Below are 21,032 nucleotides of genomic sequence, written 5' to 3'. Positions count from 1 at the left end.
AAAGCCCATGACAAATGGGTGATCAGGCTCAGCAAAGGTGGCCAGGCCTGTTGATCAAAGCGCTCACAACACTCAAGACCTTCTCAGGCTCACGGATGCGGGGGTAACGCAAGGCAGGCGCAGTATTCAACCGCCGTTGCAGCAGCATCCTCAAGCGCTCTTGAGGAAAGGGAGCTGCCCAGCCGAGGCTGTTCAACAGCAGCGACCAGGCAGGCAACCAGCCTGGCTCATCGGGATGGGCATAGAGATCTTCATAATGAAGCAAGGGTGGAGAGCCGGGCAAAGCAAGCATGCGCCGGTGAAGGTGTACGTAAGCCGCTAGGAGGCTGATCAAATAAGGCGATTCCCTAGACAACAGCACACTCAGGTTCCGGTAGAGGGCTGCAGGGGCAGGGGGACGAAGGATCGGCAACGCCCGGATTAAGGGAAAAAGCTTCTGAACCCGAATCTTGCGCGCCATTGATTCAACCCACGTCACGGGGCTGCGGGTCAGCAGCATCAGGTGGTCGGAGCGGGAGGCTAGGAGCTCGGGGGCGCAATAGCTGAGCAAAGGATCAACGCGCACCTCCTGACCACCCGGCTTGGGAAGCGCCAGTGGGACCAACCCGCCGGCGAACCATTCGGCCAGAGAAGGCTGGACATGGGCGAGGGGGATCAAGACCCGTGAAAAGGGATGCTCATGCACCACACTCACCTGTGGGCTAGGCGCCAACTGGGAGAGGATACGCACTAACGATTGAGAGCCGGTGCGACCGGGTGAGAGCAGGATGACTCTGGCCGGCAAGCTCACGGGACAGGGACACGAGATGGCAACGCCAACCTTATGGACCGAAGGAACTGATTTGAGCGCGGTGGCGGTTGTGATCCCATGCCATAACGAAGAGGACACAATCCTGGATGTGGTTCAGAGCCTGCCCGAAGGCCTGGGTGATTGGTTGGTGGTGGATAACGGCTCGGGGCCTGTCTGCCAGGAATTGCTGCGGAAACACCTGCCTGCAGAGAATCTCCTGCAGCTTCCAGAAGCAGCTGGGGTGGGTGGGGCTTTTCTGGAGGGTTGCCGGCAGCTGCGCAAACCGGTGCGCTGGATTTGCAAGCTGGATGGCGATGGCCAGTTCGCCGAGGTGAACCTCGCAGCATTTCTAAAGGCGGGCCAACACAGCGGAGCTTCCTTCGTGAAGACGGCGCGCTGCAATCGCCATGGATGGAGGATGGAACCAGAACGCTTAGGGAGCCGCCATTGGGGCAATCAGTTGTTAACGCTGCTGCTCGGGCTTGCGAGCGGCTATTACCTGCTGGAAGACGGAACCAGTGGATTGTTCATGGCCGAACGGGCGGCGCTCAATGCCGCGACAGAAATGGGTGGATTGCGCAGAGATCATGGATTTGAAACATCTCTGCTGCTCAATCTTGGGAGTCTGGGAGCTGACTTATTGGAACTGCGGGTACCGATCTGCTACCAAGAAGATCGCCGACGCACGTTTTATGGCCGCGCCCTCGCTTTGCCATTGCTGAATTGCCTGTCGCGTGGGTATGTCATGCGGCTACTCCGTAGCCATCTGATCTACCGACTGTCGCTGGGTGGGCTCTTGCTGATGGCTGCGCTCACGCTGGGAATCGCTGGATCTGGGCTTACCGGGCTGGCAGCATTCAAAGCGTTCAGCATGGGGATGCCCACAACCCCAGGGATTTCATCGGCCGCCACCACCCTGCTCAGCTGGAGCGTGGCCGCAACCCTTGGCTTCCTTGGGTTCGACTTCGCCAGCACCTTCCGGCGTTATCGAAGCGCAAGCCTGTTTTGCTGCTGGCAACCAATCGCGGCCCAGGGAATCCAGGCCACGAGAAACCACCAGCCGAAACGCCCTTCGTGAATCGCCCACGTGGCCGCAATCACAGCCATGGAGGGGAGTGACACCAACACAACAGCCCAGAACAAACGGGAGCCTCGGGTCAGCCAGGCACCGCGCAGTGAGACCGCATAAAAAGCGAACATGCTGACAACGATGAACAGATTGAAACGCAGGGAATACCAGGGGCGCCACTGCCCCAACTCCCAAGCAATGCGCAGGGCCATCAACCGCAGGATCGCAAGCGGCCCCGAAGCCATCGAAACATCAAGCTCCGGATGGCTGTGGATCACGGTGCCCTGGGCAATCAACTGGGGGACCTTCATGGCCACAGGACTGACCAGCGGAGCCACCAACACCAATGCCGCCAACAGACCTGTCCAACCCAGAGCGATCAGCAGAACCGCCCGTGAGCCAGGACGCACGCGCAAGGCGAAGATCCAGGTGATGGCAGCAGCCAGGAGAGTAAAGGCATTGGGCCTCAACGATCCAGCAATGCCAGAAAAAATCAGCAGGGGCCAGCCAGGGCGAAACAGCGCCAACCAGAGCCACCCGATCACAGCTGAATAGAACAAGGGTTCCGTGAGCACATAGCGTGTCCACTGGGCTGTGAGCGGATTCAGGAGCCAGATCCCAGCAGCAATCCAGCCGGCCCTAGGCCCCGCCCAGCGGGCAGCGATCTGCCAGAGCGCCAGCGACGCCAGCCAAACAGCAGCAGCGTTGCCCACCACAGCTAGCCAAGCGGCAGGCCCCAGGAAACTGCAGAGACGGAGATAGAGGATCATTCCCAAATACGTCCTCTGTTGGGGAAGCAAGAGAGGAAATCGCTTGGCTCCGTCGAGGTAGAAGCCTGAATCGGGGACCAATACTGGGGCTGAAGGCAACTCAATGGCCCAGGTCACTAGGAGCTGGCCCAAGATCAACAACAAGCCGAGCAGGATGCAACGCTTCCAGATGGCCATCAGAAAGGCAGCAGCAGATTGCGGTAGGGCAGCCAGGCAGAACTGTGGGCAGCAAAAAACAGCCACACCAGCAACACGGCCAGGGAGAGGCCCACCAGCAGCTGATTCCAGATGCCCGGACTAATGCCAAACAAACGTGTATCGGGCAGGCGACTACCCACGAACAGTTGCAAGGGGATCAGGTAGAGGGCGAGGCGATCAACAGCGGTGGACGAGGCAATGGTGGCAAGGCCAATGGCGGCGAGGACGGCAGCGAAGCTGAGCAGCGTCCAGATGCGCATCGCCCGGGGTGTCAAGCCAAAGCGACGCCGGGCCAGTAGGAATGCTAGGGCTGGCAGCAGGCAGAGTACTACCCGAATCAAGGCACCCTGGGATTCATATTCCGCGTCCAAATAACCTGACTGAAACGACTCCACACTGGTTGCCAGCATGGAGCTGAACAGGCCGTAGCCCGCTGCCGCTACCAACCCCAGGCGCAGGACCTGACCGAAGCGCAGGTTGGAATTGAGGGTGAAGGCAGACAGCAGCAGTAACACCAGGGCGGTTTTGTGAAACGTGGCTGCCAGGGCAATCCAACCCAGAAACCAGAGCAGCCGATCACGCTCGAGGGCCAGCAATGCCAAGCATTCCAGGCCTATAGCCACCGATTGGCGGGTATAGCCCATGGCCACCACGATCACCAGGTAGGGGAAGGCGATGGTGAGGGCGAGCCAGGGGCGGGGCTGGGCGCGGCAGAACTGCACCAACCCCAGCGTGAAGATCAACCCACAAACGGTGTTCACCAGGAAGACACCTCCCCCCCAGTTGGCGCCAAACCAGTTGAGCAGCACATAGCCGGTTTCATCCTGCTGAAAGATTTCAGCGAAGGGTTCCCCTGCTTCCCTTTCAACGGCAGGTAGGTAGTTCATCCAGTCACCACCCACCTGATCGCGCAGGCCGATGAACAGGGTGAGACAGACCAAGAGGGCCATGATGGTGCATTGCCCCCACCTTCGAGCCCCTCCCAAGGCGTTCAGGGCCACCAAGGCCCAACTCAACAAATAGGGAATCACCGCTTCAGCCCCATTGCTCGAGCCAGGCCTGCCACATCAGCACAGTCCAAAGCTTGGTGGTGTGGTCGTAACGGCCGCTGAGGTGTTGCTGCCAAAGCTGGCTGATGGGTTCGGGGCGCAGGTAGCCCTCCTGACGGAGGCGATCGGGGTGGAGCAGCTCAGAGGCCCAGGGGCGCAGGGGGCCGCGCAGCCACTGGCCGATCGGGATCGCGAAACCGGCTTTGGGGCGTTCAATCAGCTCCTTCGGCACGTATTTATAGAGGATCTGGCGCAGGGCCCATTTGCTGGTGTTGCCCCGGATTTTCATGGCCATGGGCAGCCGCCAGGCCACCTGGGCCACGCGGTGATCGAGGAAGGGTGCGCGGGTTTCTAGGCCCACGGCCATGGCGGCACGATCCACTTTCACCAGGATGTCGTCCGGCAGGTAACTGAGGGAGTCCCAGGCCATCATGCGGGCGATGGGATCGCTGGAGAGGCAAGCGGGAAGGGGCTGATCGATGGCCGTAGATGGCAGCTCCGGGGGCTCGCCTTGCAGCAGCTGGGCTGGATCACGCCACTCACTCACCAGCGAGCGATAGAGATCGTCGCTGCTGCGCACGTACCGCAGGCGGGCGGCGAGCTTGTGGGCCTTGTGGCCCAGCTGGCCAATCGGCAACGGCTGGCCAATGGCATCCCAGGCCGGCGGGGGCAGGGCGGTGATGGCGCGGCCGAGGCCTTGGCGCAGCGGGCCCGGCAGCCAGGCGAGGCGATTCCAAATGCGAGGGCCCCAGGAATAGCGGTTGTAGCCGCCAAAGAGCTCATCGCCGCCATCGCCGCTGAGGGCCACCGTGAGGCCAGCCTGCCGAGCTGCGCGGCACACCAGATGGGTGGGCAACTGGGAGGAATCAGCGAAGGGTTCGCTATAGAGCTGGGGCAGCTGGGGGATCAGGGCGCGGGCATCGGCGCTGGTGAGCAGGGTTTCACTGTGGCTGGTGCCCAGGTGCTCGGCCACCGGCCTGGCATAGGGGGCTTCGTTGAAGCCGGCTTCTTCGAAGCCGATGGTGAAGGTGCGTAGCGGCTGGCTGCTCTGGCGCTGCAGCAGGGCTGCGATCAGGGAGGAATCGATCCCTCCGGAGAGAAAGGCCCCCAGCGGCACATCGGCGATCGCTTGCTCGGCCACGGCCATGCTGAGACTCTGCTCCAGGGCATCCAGGGCCTCGGCGTCGCTCTGAAAGGCAGCGGTGCTGCCCGCCTCAATCACGGAACTGAGCTGCCACCAGGGCTGGCTGCGGGGCAAGAACGCCCCAGGTGCCAGGGGCAAGGGAATCGACACCCAGTGGCCAGCGAGCAGCTTGGCGATGCCGGCATAGATGGACAGGGGTGCGGGCACCTGGCCAAAACGCAGCAGCTGGGCCAGGGCCGCGCGATCGATGGCGTTATTGAACCCTGGATAGGCCCTTAGGGCAGCGAGTTCAGAGCCAAACAGCAGAGCCTGGATCGTGCCACTGCCGCTGAACCCCCAATACAGGGGCTTTTCACCAAAGCGATCGCGGGCCAGATGCAGCACCCGCTGGTGCTGATCCAGAAGTGCCAGGGCCCACATGCCGGTGCAGTGCTGCAGCGCTCCTTCCAGCCCCCAGGCCTCGATGGCGGCCAGCAGGGTTTCGGTGTCGGCATGGCCGCGCCAGGTTGGAGCCAAGCCGGCAGCATCGAGATCGCGGCGCAGCTGCTGATGGTTGTAGATCTCGCCGTTGAAGGCGATCACATAGCGACCGGAGGCGCTATGCATGGGCTGATCGCCAGCCGGCGTGAGATCAAGGATTGCTAGCCGCTGATGAACTACGGCAAAGCCAAGTTGGGGGTCTTGCCACACGCCGGCGGCATCAGGTCCGCGATAGGCGATCGCCGCACCCATGCTTGCTGCGATGGATTGCAGCTGATCAGGGCTTCTGGGATGGGATTGAACTATGCCGGCGATGCCACACATCAGATATTTGCTGCTGATCTTTGAGTTGAAGGTATTTCAAACAGGCGCCGAGGCCGGCGGAGGCGAGACGCCCCAGCGAGGCAGGTTCGGAAGCATGCTGGGTTTCTAGGCGCTCTGGAGACGAGCCGATGCTCGTTGAATCAGCTGCAACGACCAGGTTTCAAAGGTGCGGAAATAGAAAACCGCCGCCAGCAGCGGCACCAGCACCAGCATGAGCGCAGCCACGGCTTCATGCTGGCCGAAGCTCATGGCTAGGCGGATGACCAACGACTGCATTGGATTGTGGACTAGGTACAGGCTGTAGGAGATGCCACCCATCCAGGCGAGTGCGCGCAACCCAGGGAACTGAACATCGATCAAAGTGCTGAGCAGGATAAGAACTGATAGCACCAGCAGCAGCGCGAGGCGATAAGTGAACGTGACTGCAAAGGGCCAGAACAGCAGTAGACCCGCCAGCAGCAGCAAGCCAACCAAAAGGAAACCACGCCGCCGAAGAGAAGCCGTCCAGGGCAGATGCGAACCAGCCAGAACTGCCACACCGCAGCCCAGCAAGAACTCCCATTGATAAGGATTGGCAAGCAGGGTGAGCGGAGTGGTGGCCTGGCCAAACTCAACGCTACGCATAGCTGAAACCCGTATTAACGCCAGTACGGAAGGAATCAAGATCAAACCCCAGCGCCAAGCAGGGCGGCGGAAGGCAAGAGAAAGCCCTAACAGAACGTAGAAGAAGAGTTCAAAACTAAGGGTCCAGGCCACAGATAGGGAATAGTCGCCCCCCCCCTGGAATCAACGTGAGACTCTTGATCCAATTCACCTGGATGGGATCGGCGGCGGACGAAAGGCCAGGTAAGAGCATGTAGGCAGCAGCCAGCGCGAGGGCGATTGGCCAGTAAGGCAGAAAGATGCGCAAAAACCGCTTTAGCAGAAACAGGCGCACACCTTTGCCGGCATGGATCACCCGCCGGGCTGCGAGGTACACGATGAATCCGGAGATCAAAAAGAACACATCCACGCCGATGGCACCATGCTCAAGCGTGGCTACTGCGACTGGGTGGGATGCCAGCCAACCACCGGGGTAAAAGCCAGTGATCGACGACTGCAAATGGGTGGCGAGGACCTGCAGCGAAGCGATACCTCGCAAAGCATCCAGGACATGATTCCGAATCGGCTTACGCGACATCACTGCGGGGGTGGGAAGCGGCCATGAACAGCGCGCTGAATCACATCCACGAGCATGGGCAAGGCGCTACGCAGGGAATAGCGCTCTTCGACCCAGCGGCGGGCTGAGCGACCCATCCGTTGTCGAAGAGCACAATCAGCAGCCAAGCACTGAAACGCCGCCAGCCACTCCTCTGGCGACTCCGCAAGCAGGCCACACTCCTTCGGCACGGCCTCCACATTGGCGCCCACGGGAGAAGCCACCACGGGAATGCCGCATGCCATGCACTGGATCAACTTGTAGGCACATTTGCCACGGGCCCAGGGAGTATCCGGCAATGGCATCACACCCACATCGAATTGCTGAATCAGGGGGACTTCCTGCTCCAGGCTCCAGGGCTGCTCGATGATCTCCGCCCCGGCGATCGACGGGGCGGGGCCGCCCACCACCAGCAAGCGCAGAGGCCGTTCAAGGGCCAACTGCTGCAGGGATTCCACCAACAGCTGGAGGTAGGGCGCAGTGGAAGGGCTGCCGATCCAGCCCACCGTGAAGGGTTTGGACGAATCATCGACCGGTGGGAGCACGGCAGGGCGGAACTGATCGGTGTCAACCACCGACGGCAACACGGCAACGGTGCTGTTGAAGCGGCGCACGTAGGTAGCAAGCCCGGCGTTACCTGCGGTGACGGCCGCGGCCGCTGCCATCAGACGATCGGCCTTGGCTCCAAGCAGGGGCTGGAGCAGGCGCAGGCGGCCGGAGCGGTATTTGAGAAAGAAGGCGTCGTCGCAGTCGTAGACGAAGGGGATATGGAGCAGCTGGCGCTCCAGCCAGCCCGGCAGGAAGGGCAGAAGGTCGCCATATACGATCGCCAGATCAAATAGATCTAGGTGGCGCAGGGCCTGTAGTCGGCGGCCATAGGCGGCGAGCAGGCCACGCAGCGATGGCCGACCACCCGAAAAGCTGCGTTGCAAGTAGGCGTCATCCAACAGCGACTGAATCTGCAGATCGATACCAGCGGCGGCAAGGCCAGGCTCAAACTGTGAGAGGCGCACACGGTGGCTGGCGGCCTGGGGGCCATAGAGGGAAAGGCCGAGAACTCGGGTCACAGAGAACGCCCAGCTGAATCAGCGAAGGAAGGGGCCCGTGCCGGTGCTGCTGTCAGGCGAATTCGACGTCTTCCAGAAGGAAGCCGATTAGGCCTCGGAGTTGCCGGGTGTAATATTACATTAGCTTGAACTAGTGCTGGAATAAAATAAGAGCACATCGATTTAGGAGCTGATTTAGGCGATCTGCGCCGTTCTTACTCATTTTGGTGGCAACAGGAGGTTTTTTCTACTTGTCGCCTTGGCTCAATGAGGCAACCGGTGATTTTGCGTAAAGATCGCGCTGGCAAACAGGGCATCCATCTGCATAAGCTTGCCCCGCACTTTTGCAGCATCATATATATCAATGAGTTCATGGCCAAATTTGCTCATCCTGGCCATGAGATCCCAAACCGTTGGCTGGCCTTGGCAGGTCGCTTCAAGAATGACTTCAAGATAAATTAAATCTATGCATTGATTCCTCATAAGTCTTTCGCAGCCTTGAAGAATCAAGGCCTCGCCTCCCCGGGCGTCAATTTTAAGTATGTTTACATGGGATATTGAGTTATCCAGGCAATACGCATCCAAAGTGATTGCTGGCACGGAAACAACTTGTTGGGTTCGGAGAAAAATCCCCTCGCCCCAGGCGTCCCCTTCACTAACGTTGGAGAACGGCAGAAGACTGCTCGAAAAGGGGAGTTCACCCTGGAAGAAATTAGCGAACCCCTTTGCGTCAGATAAAGCTATATTTTCGCAAATTACTCTTGGATCGCCCGAAAACTTAGCTTTCAGGCTTTCAAAGTATCTAGAGAGCGGTTCAAAGCAGTAAATTTGAAACCCATATTCATTGCAATGCGCCGACAGGCGACACTTGTAGCTACCTGCAATGGTGCCGATGGCGGCGCCGATATCAAATACAGTTAACCTTTAAGAATCGAAAAGAGATGACTGAAAGGCGACTGGTTCATTAAGTGCACGATCGATATCAACAATCGCCTTTCCATTAGCCAGGAGAAACTTTATGCCAAGTTTCTGGACTAGATTCCGTATCATTTTAGCGCGGATGGCAAAAGGGAAGCCACGGATGAACAGTCTTAAAAATTCGAGGCTTTGGGCCGCCCCGTCAAGAGGCGGTAGGTGTTGTAGGCAACCCCCAGCAGCCTCTCGCCATTGGGAAAATCTGAATACCAGCTGGGCGGGGAGTGCATGGCGGCTTCCAGTTGGGCTGGGGTGTAGTCGAGCTTGCGGGCCACGAAGGCCAGATCCTGATCCACCTGGATCTTCGCCCAGGGTGGGGTTTCCAGTTGCTGCAGGGCTTCGGAACGGGTGGTTTTGCCTATGCAGATGTCGGCGGAGAGATAGCCGCGGCGGTAATCCACCTGGTGGCGCTTGGGGAGATACACCAGCTGGGTGAAGCGGGTGAAGGTGGATTCGCAGTGTTTGCCGCCGTAGCTCTGCCAACCGATGGCCTGCTTGAGGTTATGCCGAGCGGCTTCCTTGTCGTAGCGGAAGCGATTGAGGGGATAGAGGGTTTGGATGCGATGCAGCAGCCGGCAGCGCAGCTCGCGGCGAAAACCGAAGTTGATGGATTGGTATAGCTTGGGGGGAGTACCCGCCTTTTGGAGAACCGCGTGGGCGTAGCGGCTGTCGCGGGCGTTGTAGAGCCAGGCGGGGGGGAGAATCCCTTCGTTAGCAATGTTGCCGCCACTGAGGATGATGCTGATGCGCCGCTGTTGGGCCACTCGGTGCAAAGCCGCCTGGATGGCGATATCGGTGGGCAGTTCGATATCAGGAACACCGGCCTCGATGAAGGCGCGCTGGATGGCTTTGAAGCCGTTCCAATGGAGCACTTCAGCGTGGTAACTGATTCCTGGCAGGCCAATCAGCTTGTAGATGTTCTGGATGGCGATGGGCGTATCCCAGCCGTTGTCCATGTGCACCGCCAGCACCCGAAGGCCGGCTTGCTGGGCGAGCATGGCCACGCTGGAGCTGTCTACCCCACCGCTCACCCCTACAACCACGTCGTGGTCTGAGCCTGGGGAACGTTTCGATCGGACCTCCTCAAACAGGGCATTGAGGCCACTCTCTGCTTGCTGCGGCCGTCGATGCTGGTAGGCGGTAACGGCGACACGTGTGGCGAGGAACTCGGTGCAGTGGTTGCACACCCCCAGCCGATTGAAGCGGATCCAGGGATCGCTGGTGTCCATCACGCAGCGCACGCATATTTGGTAGGGCTCCTGCGGCGTGCTCATCGCCAGGCCCTCTGCAGATGCGGCAGCTGATCGGCGAGCCAGGAGCTGGTGTGGGGGTAGTTCAGCAGCACCTCTTGGGTGTCTGGTGCGTACACAAACAGGCTTCCAGCGGCGACTCCCGAGAGGGGAGAGGCGGCCAGAAGTTCGGCGATGTGGGTCTGGTTGCCGCAGCCCCCCAGCGCCACCAACGGGATCGTGAGCTGCCCGTTCAGGCTGGCCAGTAGAGCCACGTCGAAACCGCTGCGGCTGCCGTCGCGATCCACGGAGTTCAGCACCAGCTCGCCGGCACCTGCCTGTTCACAGGCAAAAGCGATCTCCAGCAATGGCTCGCCTGCAGTGCCTGGATTGGGGCGACCGAACCAGGCCAAGGGCTGCTCATCTCCGTGGTGCTGCACGTTGAGCACTACGGAGATGGTGGAGGAGCCGAAGCGATCAACGGCTTGCTGCAGAAAGGCCAGGTTTTGGGTGAGGGCTGCGCTGAGGGAAACCTTTTCCACACCGAGGGCAAGGAGGTCGTGGATCTGCTCAAGGGAGGTGATGCCGCCTCCGATGGTGAGTGGAACCCGGGTGAAGCGTGCCAGGGCCTCCACAAACCGTGCTGGGATCGGCCGGCCCTGGGGGGTGGCGTCGATGTCGAGCACGAGCAGCTCATCCACCTCGTAACCGCTGAACACATAGGCGGCGTTGAGAGGGTCGCCGAGGTAGTGCCGCTGCTCAAACGCGGTGGTTTTCACCAGATGCAGCTGGGCATCCACCAGCAGTGCTGCAATGAGCCGAGGTCGCAGCATGGTCAGCTCGCCAGAAAGTTGCGCAACAGCTGCAGGCCCTGGCTGCGGCTCTTTTCGGGATGAAACTGCACGCCGTGGATGTTGTCCTGCTCAACCATCGCCAGCCAGGGGCACTCATGCTGGTAGAACGCTTGAGGGCCAATCTGGCTTGCGTTGGGGGCGATGGCGTAGGCGTTGGCGAAATAAAAGAGCCGATCGTGGGGCGCGATGCCGGCCAGCAACCTTGGGGCTTCAGCTGGCGAGGAGAGCGAATTCCAGCCGAGGTGCGGCACCTTGTGGAGCTTGGTGTTGGTGGGCCTGAGGCGCTCCGTGCGCAGGGGCAGCAAACCGAGGCCATCGGCCTGGGGCGCTTCCTCGCTACATACGGTGAGCAACTGAAAACCAAGGCATATCCCCAGGGTAGGCAGACCCGAGCGAATCAGGTCGATCAAGGCCTCTTGCACCCCGCTGGCCTGCAGCGTCTGACGAGAAGGGCCAAAGTGACCTACCCCTGGCAACACCACAGCATCGAGATAATGGAGTTGCTCGGGAGATTGGATCTGGCGGGTGTTCACCCCAAGCTCCGCAAAAGCCTGATCCAGCGAGGCGATGTTTCCCGTGCCGTAATCGATGAGTCCAACAGTTTTGCGCTGGTTGAGCACCACGACCGAATAGAGATGATGGAATAGCTAGACAACGTGATCGGGAGGACCGGCATGCTTGACGCTGCTCCACTCACCAAATAGATTCAACTTGTGAGCCTGGTAATAGTGATACTCGCAAGATGCGCAGAACTCAGTATACCACGGCAGGTGCTTGATTGCGTAGCGGAGAGGGAGGCGAATAGAGAGGGTCGAAAAAAACTGTGCCGGTCGATATAGGGCCAGGGTTGTGTCGGTGGTGCAAATCGTGGCTTCCGAGCTTTTGCCCAGCAGACAGCGGGAAAGCAGCCGGTAGGCCGTTTGGCAATTGAGGCCCTCTTCATGAGCCTTGATGGCGGCGCTGTTCTGAAGCGTGATGTCGCTGATGGTCAGGGGGAGAGCCACCTTGAGCACGCTGCGGTGCTGATTCAGCATGCTGAACAGCTGGGCCAGCCAATCACTGGGAATGCTGGTTGGAAGGGCCAGGTCGGGATCACTCACCAGGTAGGGGTAACGCCACCCGCGGATCTGGGCTCGAAGCCTGCGGCTGAGCCAGGGGGCATATGGCCCGAAGCGCTGCTCTTGCGGGGAGAGCCGGATCCAGCGGCAGCCGCTCTGCTCCAGGGCCGCGAGGGTGGCAAGGCAGGTGGGGTTGGTGGATCCCGAATCCAACAGCAGGATGTGCTGGGCCCGGAGCCCTTGCTGCAACAGGCTCTCCACCAGGCCAGGCAGTGGAGAATAAAGATCGCGCACTAGCAGCAGAGCACGGATGCAATCGGGAGCCAGCCGCAAGCGGCGCCGCCATGGCCCCAGGGCCACAGCCACGAGGATCCAGCCGATGCGCGCTAGCCGCGGCAGGCGAAACCAGAGGGGCCGGCTCCGCTTCCAGACCTGCTGCTCAAGTGCCATCGGACAAGATGCTTTCAGGCGGCGCGAGATCGCAGCCAGTAGTACCACTCGCTGAACCAGGGCCTAGAGCGTTTGAGTTCGCGTAGAATGCGGCGCCGCTCTAGGTAGTGCATTCGCTCAAACTTGGTGTTGCTACTGATGCCACCCTGCTGGAAGGAAATCATTGGTATCGGCAGGTAGGTGCCATGCCTGAAAAGTTCATGCTCGGCGAAGAACTTGTGATCAGCGCAGATGCGATAGCTCTCGTCAAATCTTTGCCCCTTTACAAAGAGGCGGGAACTGATAAATACACTTGTGGGAAATTCTGTGATACCACGCAGATGATGCAGCCAATGCTTGGGCTTAAAGAGCTTCCAGTCTGGTTCACCTGCGGCGACTGTATCGCCATATAGAAATTGTTTGGCATGGAGGCTTGGGTCGAGCTCTATCGCCTCTGCTACTGAACTAAGAATATCGCTGGAAATGAGAAAATCATCGGAGCCGAGAAACAGTATCCATTGCCCGCTTGCCTGCTCCAGAGCACGATTCCAGGCCTGGTAGAGCCCTGTGTCTGGCGCTGAGCAGACCAGGCGCAGGGTATAATCCTTGGAAAACTGCTCCACAATTGCCAGCGTGTCGTCGCTGGAGGCTCCATCGGCGATCAGATGCTCAAAGCTGGCGTTGGTCTGGCCCGCCACACTGCGCAGGCAGCGCTCCACTGTGGCGCCGGAATTGAGCGTAGACGTGATGAGCGTGAATTGGGGGCTGAACTGCATCAGTGGATGGATTTTCTAATGGCCGAGGACTTAGGAAGGCTATGGTAAGGCTTCGGCGAGAGGGAATCGACCTCTGAAAATAGCCGATCGACAAAGCCTTCCCAAGTGAACCCCTGCACAGCATGGTGAGCAGCCTGCTGGTGCTCGGCCAGGCGAACTAGATCCTGCAGCTGGGCGGAGATCGCAGCGGAAATGGCAGAGGGGGTGAGGCTGTTTAGGTAGTCACCAAAGGAAATTGTGCGGCCAAAGAGTGCCTGAAACTCTTCATAAGGTGCGGTGAGCACAGCGGTGCTGCGGTGCATGGCCTCCACGGTGGCGGACACGCCGCCCCAGCGGCTGGAGGCATTGATCACCAGATCAGCCTTGTTAAGAAGATTGTAGTAGACAGAGCGCTGTGTGGGATCGGCTTTGCTGAGGTAGCCGTGCAGCTGAACCAGGCGATGGCGCCTTGGTGGAGAGGCAAGATCCTCTGAGCTAATGCCGATGGCATCTAGCTGCACCGGCAGATCGGAGGGCAGGAGGTCGAGGGCCTGCAGCAGCAGCTCCAGCCCCTCGCTGTAGCGGGGCCGGCCTACGAACAGCAGCCGCAAGGGGGTATGGGGTATGGCGGCCGGGGGCTGATCTGGAGGGGGGGGGGCTAGGGGGTGATCGTTGATCACATGCCCGAGGAAGCGGAAGCGGCCGTTGGGTATCTCACGTTGCAGGCGTGCTGCCGATTCGGGGAAGAGCAGCACCACCAGGCTGGAGCGAGCCATGGCGGCGTTGTCGCGGGCGATTGTGGCCTGCTCGGCTCGATCGGGCTGGCGGCCGAGGCGCTCGGTGATGTAGTGGTGATAACTCCAATCGCTGAGCAGCACCACCGGGATGGTGCTGAGAGTGGGAGCTGCGCTGATCGATAGGTTAATCAGAATAGTGTTCGGACCGCCATGGCGCCGTACCGCCAGGTTAAGGCGGCGAGTAGCCAGATATGAATTTGTGCGAGACCGATAAAAATCAAAGCTCGTATTCCAGTGACGAAGCTTGTGGCGGAATCCCAAGGCATATTTCCATAGCTTCCTTAAAAGCCATGGCGAGGCTAAATCTAGAAAGACCAATTGAATATCTCTTCGTTTCAGCTCCGAAGCGAGCAAAAAAGGGATATTTGACCACAGATCAACAGAGGAAGTATCGCCATCACAGACGAAGATGCACTTGAAAATTTTCATAAACAGAGAAAGAAAACCAGGTGCATTAGCACTGCGAAGGGGCACGATCAGGACCAAGCATAGGTTTTTTAAGTAGAGTCAGGAGCCTGAACTCATGCCACGCCTGATCAAGAATCACAAAACTGCCTCGGAAACCATAGAGGCAACCATGGCCAGGTGAATCAAAATAGCGGTCACTCGAAAAATAAAATGGAAATGTATCCTCCGTGATAATATTTACATGAGTCGGGTCTTGAAAGGCTTCTTTGAATGGGAAAGCTGGTGTATACGACAGGAAAAGGCCCCCAGGAGCAAGGACCCGGTAAATCTCGTTCATAACATCAACGAAAGGGAAACGTGTTTTGCCAGATTCGACGACTACTCGGGGAATGTGCTCAATAAAGTCAAACGCAGTTACGCAAGAAACTTCTCTATCGGCAAAAGGAAGTGCCTCTCCAAATATATCACAACGAATAATGTTGGGGTCATTAAAAGGAGAGACATCCAGCCCAAAACATGAATGAGCATTAAATGGATTCGTGGGGGCTGAGTTGCATCCCAAATCAATAGAAAGCTGCATATGACATTCAGAGATAGCTGGTAAATTCCTAGACATAAAAGCATTTAACGAAGAAACTGACCTATATCGCCGAAATTGCGAAAGACGACTTCGAAGAGGATGCGATGCTTGGGAGCGAAGAAGAGCAAGAATTCGCGTGCGGAGATGCATGGTCTTATAATGAAAAAAGATTGTCCATGATTTTCAACAAATCAATGTTTAGATCGGCTTTAGGGTTAACAGCCAGTAATTCATTTTTGGCAAACGGATACTTATAGCATTTATAGCCGATTCTTTCAAGCTCGACTTGGCAAGCTTTGCTTACCAATCTTGTGTTGACCTCAATAAAGCCAACGTCAAAGAAAGGCTTCACAAGGGATTGAAGTACATCGAGCTCTCCACCCTCAATATCAAGACTTAAATAGTGAACGTAATCCATAGAGATTGAATCAAGAATGTCAGGTATTGTGCTGGATTGCACTTGGACGATTTCCTGCGGGGATGAGGACGCACCCACCTTTTTATCAACTACAAGAGATCCATAAAGCGTCTGTCCTTCGCACGGATTAAATTCGAGAAAAAGACCTGTATGCGCAGATAAAGCTAGATTAAAAGTTGCGTCACGCGGGCGATTCTTGCATAAATCTTGATAGAGGGAAGGATTGGCCTCTACTAGAATGCCATTTGCTCTATGAGTACTCATAATTGCATAGGTATTGGAAAGTTCAATGCCATTATTGGCGCCCGCCTCGAAATATGAGGTTATGTTACTGTTTAAAAACGTGAAGGCAAAAGCTCCTGTAAACATTGAGAGCGAGTCTCAACAAGAAGCATGGGCGCAGTTTGCAACGTATAGTCTACAACCAAGCTTAGTATATGGCGCGCTCCATTGCCCATTGGAGTGCAAATAGACGAGCCAGAAAGGCGATTTTTCGAAAAAAGATCACAGAATAAATTTGCCTCGTAATGGTCAAATCGAAAACCAAGCAAGCTTCGGACTAGATTAAAGGACATAGTGCTTAATGAGGTTTAAAGGCAAATAATTCGTTTGTCCAAGTAAATTTTCCTAATAATGTTGGGCGATGCAGAGGATGCTGGAAAAGGCAGTATGGGAGGCTGATTTGATCGCGTGGAACCCAGCGGAGAAATTCATGCATCCACAAATCCCAAAGGACACGTGATGAATAAAGTGATTGATAGGATCGCACAAAGAATCCACATGCATATAGACCATAATTCAATGGCATTTTTTTAATTTTATATGCGGACAATTGCTGTTTAAGGATTTCATTGCAAACATAAGAGAGCCCCTTCGCTGCGCGAGCCTCCTGATAAAGACAATTGCGATCAGGATGAGCAAAGATTCCCCATCCGTTTGTAGGTACACTTGAGCAAATGGCTAACAAATGAGTATATGATAACAGGGAGCAATTTGCGTCATGCCAAACAAGATAGTCGAATTCTTTGCCAATAAATGCTCGAATAGCTAGTGATACTTTAGAATAATCGGGGAAAATTGATGGTGGCTTGAATGAGGTGTTAAAAAGGAAAAGGGGATTAATCTTAGGTATTCTAGAAATCTGCCGCGCCAGCAAAGGTGAATTGCGAATGCTCACTCTTAGTGTATTGCCAATGTGTTGAACAGTGGTTTCAGTTGAATAAGAGCTAGTAAATACGATTAGAAAGACATTCTCCCAATCAGAAGGGATCACAGGTACCGAGGCGTCATGGCTATCAATATTAGCTGTGAGTACTACGATTTTCAGTGTCTTCATGAACTAAGTCTGTTAAATGGTAGTTTCAGCTTGGATAAAAGCCGGTATCGCTATAGATCTGACGGCATTAAGCCTTAACAGGTGCACCTCGCTGCTCAAGCGGGCTGAACCATATTCAGACGATCGCGGATGAATTAGTGTAATATTTTTCCATTAGAAGAACGGCATTGCTGCCGAAATTGACGGGAATACTTTTGGTGGTCGCGATAGTGTAGGGCAACCCCATTCCAACAGCTAGGGGTCGAGTGCCGCCACGGGATGTCGGATAAAGGGCAGGCATACATGCCCAATGAATTTGCCAAGGCCTGCAAGTCCTTGGCGCTCCGATATATTTGCACTAGGCCCTACATCCCTCGCTCCAACGACAAGACAGAGGTGATTATCAAGAACCTGTGTATTCTGCGAGTGGACGTTCTCTTTGGCTTTCTAGGCCTCAGATGAGCGACGCGCTTGATGCACCAATATCTGTGGATCTAGACCGGCCGTAGATGCCACTTATCCCTCGATGGCCTCACCCAAAGAGGCTACAATTCATTGAATGGCCTAGTGAGACATCATACCTATTCTTTGCCCAACTAGCTCACCAAAAACTATTAGAATAATATCGTCTTGGGCAGATTTTGGACCCGCTTGAGTAGGTCATGGCAGTGAATCCATGGGCCAAGCGGTTCTAAACAAATAACCGCATGATTGCCACTGATGGATTTTAGAACCAATTTTCACCATAAAATTTATTGAAAATAAAGCATCAGCACGATGCCGTTGCGCAATATTTGCTATAATATTTAATTTGCTCTTTGGATTGGTATAAAGCTATGGTTCGTCTAAGAGCAAATTATTGTTGGCAAAAAGGGCTCTAGACCAGACAAAATTAATATCAACCATTTCGAACCCTTTTCTTGCAAGAAAATTTGCCGCAAAAGTCAATGTTTGGTCTAAGTTTGGCCCCCTTTCATGCCCACCATCTACTGCTATATACTTACATTTAGATAGCATTCCTTCGCATCCCATAAGCACCTCGGGCTCATAGCCTTCGGCCTCAACCTTGAGAAGCTTTACATGGCCTAGCCCCAGTGCTGCAACGAATTTATCAAGTCTGACAGCGTCTACTAATATGGATCCTACGTCTTTACCTTGGTCTATCATAGATGAATCAGCCGTATCGGTCATCACATAGAAAGGCAATTTTCCTTCGCAATTAGATAGCGCTACTTGATGGAGATGCGCCTCAGGGCAATTATATTGCAAGCAAGAGAAGTCTGCAGGATTTGGTTCAATACAATGGTAATTTGATGCGCCCGCCTTAGGACTTAGCGACATATACAAGTCACCGCTGTTGGCGCCACAATCTATAATTACATCTCCGACTCTAAAATCAATATGGGCAAGACAGTAGGATTCAAATAAGTCTTTGGATCTTTTCTGTATCCCCAAGGTGTATAAACTCTCAATCCTGTTGAAATTAGCATGACGCCTCAAGACGCCGGTTTGCCCCATGCTGCCCGCCTCGACGGCCCAATACATCTTTTCTTTGGGATCATAACCAAACCGAACAGTTCTACCCTTGGCTATGTTTATAAAGTTTCTTATGTGAATGTTGGCGTTCATTTTAGGTGAATTGACTTAAACAACTAAGGGCTTGCTTGAATTTATGCAAAATTGGAACAACCGCAGGAATGCGGAATGCGGAATGCGGAAGTGCTCACCTTGCTCTCATGGCAAGTCTACTCTATCGAAATGACTTCCTTTTCGAGATATTTCAAAGTTTAATGCAAGTGTTAGTCCGGGCCATTACGCTACCTCAGGATCTATAGCCGGCTCAGGAAGCTATCGGCCTTTACCTAGCGCTCATATCAGCGGAGTTCGTTGAGCTGCTCTGGTGAAGAAACTGATCAGGCACAACGCTTAATGGGGCGACGGATTCAACACATCTGCAGGGTGACCATCGATCACCACCGCTCCCTTATCAAGGCGAATAATCCGATCACAGTGCACCACCGTGCTGAGCCGGTGCGCAATTAACACGATTGTTAGATCGCGGCTGAGCCCCTCGATCGCTTGCATCACCGCCTGCTCGGTGGCCGTATCGAGCGCGCTGGTGGCTTCATCAAACACCAGCACCTTGGCCTGCTTGTAGAGCGCCCGGGCGATGCCGATGCGCTGACGTTGCCCGCCACTGAGCCGAATCCCCCGCTCACCCACAAAGCTGGCATATCCCTGAGAGCTACTTTCGATGAAGCCGGCGATCTGGGCCTGCTGAGCTGCAAGCCGCACACGCTCCTGGTTGATCTGATCCCGCGGCACACCAAAGGCGATGTTCTCGGCGATCGAACTATCCGCCAGGTAAATGCTCTGGGGCACGTGGGCGATCGCCGCCCGCCAGGCCGCCAACCGCTCTGGATGACAAGGATCATAGAGGTCATCACCATCTACGAGAATCCGTCCTGCCGTGGGCTGCAGCAGGCCCAACAACAAATCCAGCGTGGTGCTTTTGCCGCTGCCGGTGCTGCCGATCAGGCCGATGCGCTCCCCTCGGCGGATCTCCAGATTCAGGCCCTGCAGCACCTCGGGCAGATTTGGACCGTAGCGAAAGTGCACACCTTTCAAACAGATGACGCCTCGCAGATGCAGCGGATCCGGTTGGGGCAGATCGTTGTCAGCAGGGAGCTGTTGATTGAGCAGTTGCAGCACAGACGCCAGGCTGTCTTTGGCGTTACGGGTTTGCGCCCAGCCCTCATAAACCTTCTGGGCCATCGGCAGCAGCCGTTGGGCTCCCAGGGCCAGCGCCCCTAGCAGCGGCAGTGCCCGTCCGACCCCCTGCTCACGCACCATTACATAACCAGCGACGGCAATCAGGGCTGTTCCCACCGGTTCCAATACAAACCGCGGGTAACTGCTCAGAAAGCCCGCGTCAGCCCCAGCCTGACGCAGCGGCCGATCGGCCTGGCGGTATGTGGCGCCATAGACGCTCTGATGGCCGTCGAGCAACACGTCCCGAATAGCGCCCAGCCCCTCCTGGAGAACCTGGATCAAGCGGCGGTTGAGAAACACCTGCTGCTGCCCCAACTGCTGCAGTGACCGGCGGCTGGCGGCCATTGCCACCAGATACACCAACGCCACCACCAGGCCTGCCCCCAGGGCGATCTCCGCATCGATCGCCAAGAGCGTGGCCACCAAGCTGACGACGATCAACCCCGAACTCAGCAGCAGCAGCAGTGGGTTGAGGATCTGATAGATCACGCGATTGACATCGGTGCTGATCGAGGAGATCAGCTCACTGCTGTTGCGCGCCAGGTGCACGGCATAGGGTTGATACAGCGTGCGCCGGTAGGCCTCACAGCTCAGGTCTGAGCCGATCGCTGCCGCCAGCCGCCCGTTAAGCCACATGTTCAGCAGTCGGATTGCGCCTGCCGCCAGGGCCGCCACTGCAAACGCCACCGTGATCGGCAGCAGCAGCGCCTGGGCGCCGGCGAACCCCAGCCGCGGCGCCCACTGCTGCACCAGCGGCTGGTTCCACAACCCCTCAGGATTGGCCAGCACCGCCAGAAACGGCAGCACCGCCGCCAGGCTCAGCACCTCGGCCACGCTGCTGGCCAGCATCACCAGCAGCAGCACCCCGAGCTGCACGTGGCGGCGACGGGCCAGGTGGGCCCAGAGCTGGCGGAGGAGTTGGAGGAGGCTGGGGTCTGAGGCTGTAGCGGTTGGTTGCGGGGTGGGCATAGAGGGTGCGGGTGGGCAGCGGGGCTCGAGGGGGCAGGGGTTGGGGCGGGGCGTCAAGCGAGGATGGTGGTGTGGGCGGCCAGCCAGGCGGCCAGGTCTGCCGGGCCCTGGAAGTCGAGCAGGGCATCGGCGAGGGCTTCCAACTTCTCCACTAGTAGGGCCTGGATCTGGGCGGTGGTGGCGACTGTGAGAGGGCCACAGCGGCGGTTGAGGAGCCGGAGGGTCATTGCTGCAGCCTCATCGCGTCGCCCTTCCTGAAGGCCCTCCTGACGGCAGGACTGATTCAAAGTCTTAGCAAGGGTTGGGCTGTGTCCTGCGCATGACCATCGCCATCAGCGCCGTGATGTCGTGCATCACCGACTGCATCCCGGTGCGGATCGATTGAAAGCCTGCCAGCCGCAACAG

At 56.9% G+C, this 21,032-nt stretch carries 21 protein-coding genes; 1 reads left to right on the top strand and 20 read right to left on the bottom strand.

Annotation, left to right across the window (positions count from 1 at the left end; translation table 11 throughout):
- Nucleotides 1–28 precede the first annotated feature (28 nt).
- Nucleotides 29–712: a hypothetical protein gene (locus KBY83_RS08195; protein WP_255019093.1), complete on the bottom strand. Its 684-nt coding sequence runs from the start codon at nt 710–712 to the stop codon at nt 29–31.
- A 55-nt stretch (nt 713–767) separates the two neighbouring features.
- On the opposite strand from KBY83_RS08195, the gene KBY83_RS08190 reads away from it, so the two are divergent.
- Nucleotides 768–1,868 (top strand): glycosyltransferase, encoded by a 1,101-nt coding sequence (locus KBY83_RS08190; protein ID WP_255019092.1) that lies wholly within the window; start codon nt 768–770, stop codon nt 1,866–1,868.
- Here KBY83_RS08190 and KBY83_RS08185 read toward each other — a convergent pair.
- From KBY83_RS08185 to KBY83_RS08095, 19 genes are all read right to left on the bottom strand, one after another.
- Entirely contained in the window at nt 1,775–2,806 is a 1,032-nt protein-coding gene (locus tag KBY83_RS08185; protein WP_255019091.1) for a hypothetical protein, read from the bottom strand. The two genes, KBY83_RS08190 and KBY83_RS08185, sit on opposite strands and share 94 nt — an antisense overlap.
- Nucleotides 2,806–3,777: an EpsG family protein gene (locus tag KBY83_RS08180; protein ID WP_255019090.1), complete on the bottom strand. Its 972-nt coding sequence runs from the start codon at nt 3,775–3,777 to the stop codon at nt 2,806–2,808. Before KBY83_RS08180 ends, KBY83_RS08185 begins: the two co-directional genes overlap by 1 nt.
- An 85-nt stretch (nt 3,778–3,862) precedes the next feature.
- Nucleotides 3,863–5,824 carry an asparagine synthase (glutamine-hydrolyzing) gene (gene asnB, locus KBY83_RS08175; RefSeq protein WP_255019089.1) on the bottom strand — a complete coding sequence of 654 codons (1,962 nt, stop codon included), beginning with the start codon at nt 5,822–5,824 and terminating at the stop codon, nt 3,863–3,865.
- 105 nt (nt 5,825–5,929) lie between these two features.
- A complete protein-coding gene (locus KBY83_RS08170) occupies nt 5,930–6,580 on the bottom strand; it encodes an acyltransferase family protein (protein ID WP_255019088.1) in 651 nt (216 codons plus the stop codon).
- On the bottom strand, nt 6,564–7,004 hold the full coding sequence (locus KBY83_RS08165; protein ID WP_255019087.1) for an acyltransferase: 441 nt from the start codon (nt 7,002–7,004) through the stop codon (nt 6,564–6,566). Before KBY83_RS08165 ends, KBY83_RS08170 begins: the two co-directional genes overlap by 17 nt.
- The gene (locus KBY83_RS15415; RefSeq protein WP_255019086.1) at nt 7,004–8,089 is read right to left on the bottom strand and encodes a glycosyltransferase family 4 protein; all 1,086 of its coding nucleotides are present in this window, start codon (nt 8,087–8,089) and stop codon (nt 7,004–7,006) included. The genes KBY83_RS08165 and KBY83_RS15415 overlap by 1 nt, the downstream gene beginning before the upstream one ends.
- 243 nt (nt 8,090–8,332) lie before the next feature.
- Entirely contained in the window at nt 8,333–8,974 is a 642-nt protein-coding gene (locus KBY83_RS08155) for an FkbM family methyltransferase (protein ID WP_255019141.1), read from the bottom strand.
- Between the two features lie 185 nt (nt 8,975–9,159).
- Nucleotides 9,160–10,317 carry a hypothetical protein gene (locus tag KBY83_RS08150; protein WP_255019085.1) on the bottom strand — a complete coding sequence of 386 codons (1,158 nt, stop codon included), beginning with the start codon at nt 10,315–10,317 and terminating at the stop codon, nt 9,160–9,162.
- A complete protein-coding gene (locus KBY83_RS08145; protein WP_255019084.1) occupies nt 10,314–11,105 on the bottom strand; it encodes a HisA/HisF-related TIM barrel protein in 792 nt (263 codons plus the stop codon). The genes KBY83_RS08150 and KBY83_RS08145 overlap by 4 nt, the downstream gene beginning before the upstream one ends.
- Nucleotides 11,106–11,107: 2 nt before the next feature.
- Nucleotides 11,108–11,749: an imidazole glycerol phosphate synthase subunit HisH gene (gene hisH, locus KBY83_RS08140; RefSeq protein ID WP_255019083.1), complete on the bottom strand. Its 642-nt coding sequence runs from the start codon at nt 11,747–11,749 to the stop codon at nt 11,108–11,110.
- A 24-nt stretch (nt 11,750–11,773) separates the two neighbouring features.
- Nucleotides 11,774–12,634, bottom strand: coding sequence for a glycosyltransferase family A protein (locus tag KBY83_RS08135; RefSeq protein ID WP_255019082.1), 861 nt, complete (start codon nt 12,632–12,634; stop codon nt 11,774–11,776).
- 14 nt (nt 12,635–12,648) lie between these two features.
- Entirely contained in the window at nt 12,649–13,389 is a 741-nt protein-coding gene (locus KBY83_RS08130; RefSeq protein WP_255019081.1) for a glycosyltransferase, read from the bottom strand.
- Nucleotides 13,389–14,249 carry a glycosyltransferase gene (locus tag KBY83_RS08125; RefSeq protein WP_255019080.1) on the bottom strand — a complete coding sequence of 287 codons (861 nt, stop codon included), beginning with the start codon at nt 14,247–14,249 and terminating at the stop codon, nt 13,389–13,391. Before KBY83_RS08125 ends, KBY83_RS08130 begins: the two co-directional genes overlap by 1 nt.
- Before the next feature lie 370 nt (nt 14,250–14,619).
- Nucleotides 14,620–15,153: a methyltransferase domain-containing protein gene (locus KBY83_RS08120; protein ID WP_255019079.1), complete on the bottom strand. Its 534-nt coding sequence runs from the start codon at nt 15,151–15,153 to the stop codon at nt 14,620–14,622.
- Between the two features lie 154 nt (nt 15,154–15,307).
- Entirely contained in the window at nt 15,308–15,940 is a 633-nt protein-coding gene (locus tag KBY83_RS08115; RefSeq protein WP_255019078.1) for an FkbM family methyltransferase, read from the bottom strand.
- A 211-nt stretch (nt 15,941–16,151) separates the two neighbouring features.
- Nucleotides 16,152–16,907 (bottom strand): glycosyltransferase domain-containing protein, encoded by a 756-nt coding sequence (locus KBY83_RS08110; RefSeq protein ID WP_255019077.1) that lies wholly within the window; start codon nt 16,905–16,907, stop codon nt 16,152–16,154.
- An 813-nt stretch (nt 16,908–17,720) separates the two neighbouring features.
- Nucleotides 17,721–18,515 (bottom strand): FkbM family methyltransferase, encoded by a 795-nt coding sequence (locus tag KBY83_RS08105; protein ID WP_255019076.1) that lies wholly within the window; start codon nt 18,513–18,515, stop codon nt 17,721–17,723.
- Between the two features lie 297 nt (nt 18,516–18,812).
- On the bottom strand, nt 18,813–20,627 hold the full coding sequence (locus KBY83_RS08100) for an ABC transporter ATP-binding protein (protein ID WP_255019075.1): 1,815 nt from the start codon (nt 20,625–20,627) through the stop codon (nt 18,813–18,815).
- 53 nt (nt 20,628–20,680) lie between these two features.
- The gene (locus KBY83_RS08095) at nt 20,681–20,914 is read right to left on the bottom strand and encodes a DUF4351 domain-containing protein (protein ID WP_255019074.1); all 234 of its coding nucleotides are present in this window, start codon (nt 20,912–20,914) and stop codon (nt 20,681–20,683) included.
- Between the last annotated feature and the right edge of the window lie 118 nt (nt 20,915–21,032).

It is taken from the genome of Cyanobium sp. WKJ7-Wakatipu, assembly GCF_024345355.1.
GTDB lineage: Bacteria > Cyanobacteriota > Cyanobacteriia > PCC-6307 > Cyanobiaceae > Cyanobium_A > Cyanobium_A usitatum.
Note: the sequence above shows the minus strand (reverse complement) of the source record. Positions and strands in the feature narration are given on the sequence as shown.